The organism is Streptomyces sp. NPDC006365 (genome assembly GCF_042870755.1).
Lineage (GTDB): Bacteria > Actinomycetota > Actinomycetes > Streptomycetales > Streptomycetaceae > Streptomyces > Streptomyces xiangluensis.
The window spans coordinates 1-1665 of the sequence record NZ_JBIAHS010000048.1 but is presented as its reverse complement, the minus strand read 5'-3'; the positions used below and the strand labels follow the sequence as shown (position 1 = coordinate 1665).

Sequence of the window (1665 nt, the reverse complement as noted above, 5' to 3'; positions counted from 1 at the left end):
AGAAGCCGTATCTCAACCGATCTTGGAACGTGTGGATCGAACGGAGTTCCTGGTCGGGTGATCTTCCGTCGGTACGCGCATGAAGGCAGGGCCTCCTGGTAGCTCGGGGGTGCGATCCCATTCCGAGCGGTTCCCGGAGGCCCTGTTGTCGTTGTTGTACGCGTCCGAGCCCGTCGGCTTCAACTCGCCCGTCCGATCGTGTGATTGCCTCGCGCACGTGTACGGCAATGCGGCCGATCATCCGGACCGGGTGCGCCGGTATCCGTCGGACATGACAGACGCGGAGTGGGCGGCCGTGCGGCCGTTGCTGCCGGTGCCGGCCTGGCTTCAGGGCAGAGGCGGGCAGCCCGAGGGCTATTGCCATCGCCAGATGCTGGATGCGATCCGCTACCTCGTCGCGGGCGGGATCTCGTGGCGGGCGCTGCCCGCGGACTTCCCCGCATGGGGCCGGGTCTACGCCTTCTTCCGGCGCTGGCGCGAGCACGGTCTGATCGCCGAGTTCCACGACCGGCTGCGCGGAAAGGTCCGTAAACGCGAGGGCCGCGAGGCCGAGCCCACGGCGGGGATCATCGACGCGCAGTCGGTGCGGGCCGCCGCGACGGTGCCGGCCGCCTCGCGCGGCTACGACGGCGGGAAGAAGGTGCCGGGCCGCAAACGGCACATCGTGACCGACACCCTCGGTCTGCTCCTGGTCGTCTGCGTCACCGCCGCGAACATCGGCGACCGGGACGCCGCGACGGGCCTGCTGACCCGGCTGCGCCGCCTGCACCGCGACATCACCCTCGTCTGGGCCGACGGCGGCTACACCGGCTCCCTCGTCCGCTGGTGCCGGGACAAGCTCGCTCTGACCCTGGAGATCGTCAAGCGCACCGACGACATGGAAGGGTTCGTGGTGCTGCCCAGGCGGTGGGTGGCAGAGCGCACGTTCGCGTGGCTGATGAACTCCCGCCGCCTGGCCCGGGACTACGAGACCCTGCCCGCCACCAGTGAGGCGATGATCCGGTGGTCGATGGTCACACGGATGAGCCGGCGTCTGGCACGGCCACCGGCCGCCTGCCGGCGCTGAATGCCCCCGATGCCTCCAGGAGGAGCCACCCGCGCTCCGCCAGGCGCCGGGCTTTCGACCGCACCCCCTCGACCTTCGCCGGGGTCGTCCCAAGGCCCAGCTCCACCGCGATCTCCTTGGCCCGAAGCGGCCCGTGACCCGTGGACCGCTGCTGTTCCAGCACGCCCAGAATCCGCTGATAGTCCGGCGCCAGAACCGTCACCGCCAGCCCGTCCCGCCAGGGCGGCACCGTCGAACCCGGCACCGGCGCGAGCGACGGCGCCGCATTCTCCTCCGCATCGGTCGTGGTCACGGCGGTGGACTCGGCCGCGGAGACTGCCAGGGCCTCGACCAGTTCCTCCCGCGCGATCACCCGCCGGTCCAGCTCGATCTCCGCGGCCTCCAACACCTCAGCCAGCCGCGCGGCTTCCTCCCGCAAGCCCTCCACCCGCACACGGGCAGCCGCCTCCCGCTCCTCCAGCATTCCCAGCACCGACGCCACCGCGCACCCCTCGACCATCAGGCGGACACAAGACGTCGCCATGCCTCCCTCAACCCGAGCGAAGCCATGCCTGACCAGCAGAAATCAAGGGATCAGGTTCGGTTGAGATACGGCTTCT

The 1665-nt window shown here is 70.2% G+C and carries 2 protein-coding genes; one reads left to right on the top strand and one right to left on the bottom strand.

Annotated elements, in window-relative coordinates; genetic code table 11:
* Window positions 1-271 precede the first annotated feature (271 nt).
* Entirely contained in the window at window positions 272-1066 is a 795-nt protein-coding gene (locus tag ACFYO0_RS46420; RefSeq protein WP_388688512.1) for an IS5 family transposase, read from the top strand.
* Here ACFYO0_RS46420 and ACFYO0_RS46415 read toward each other — a convergent pair.
* Window positions 1014-1589, bottom strand: a complete 576-nt coding sequence (locus tag ACFYO0_RS46415; RefSeq protein WP_388688509.1) for a hypothetical protein — start codon at window positions 1587-1589, stop codon at window positions 1014-1016. The two genes, ACFYO0_RS46420 and ACFYO0_RS46415, sit on opposite strands and share 53 nt — an antisense overlap.
* Window positions 1590-1665 lie beyond the last annotated feature (76 nt).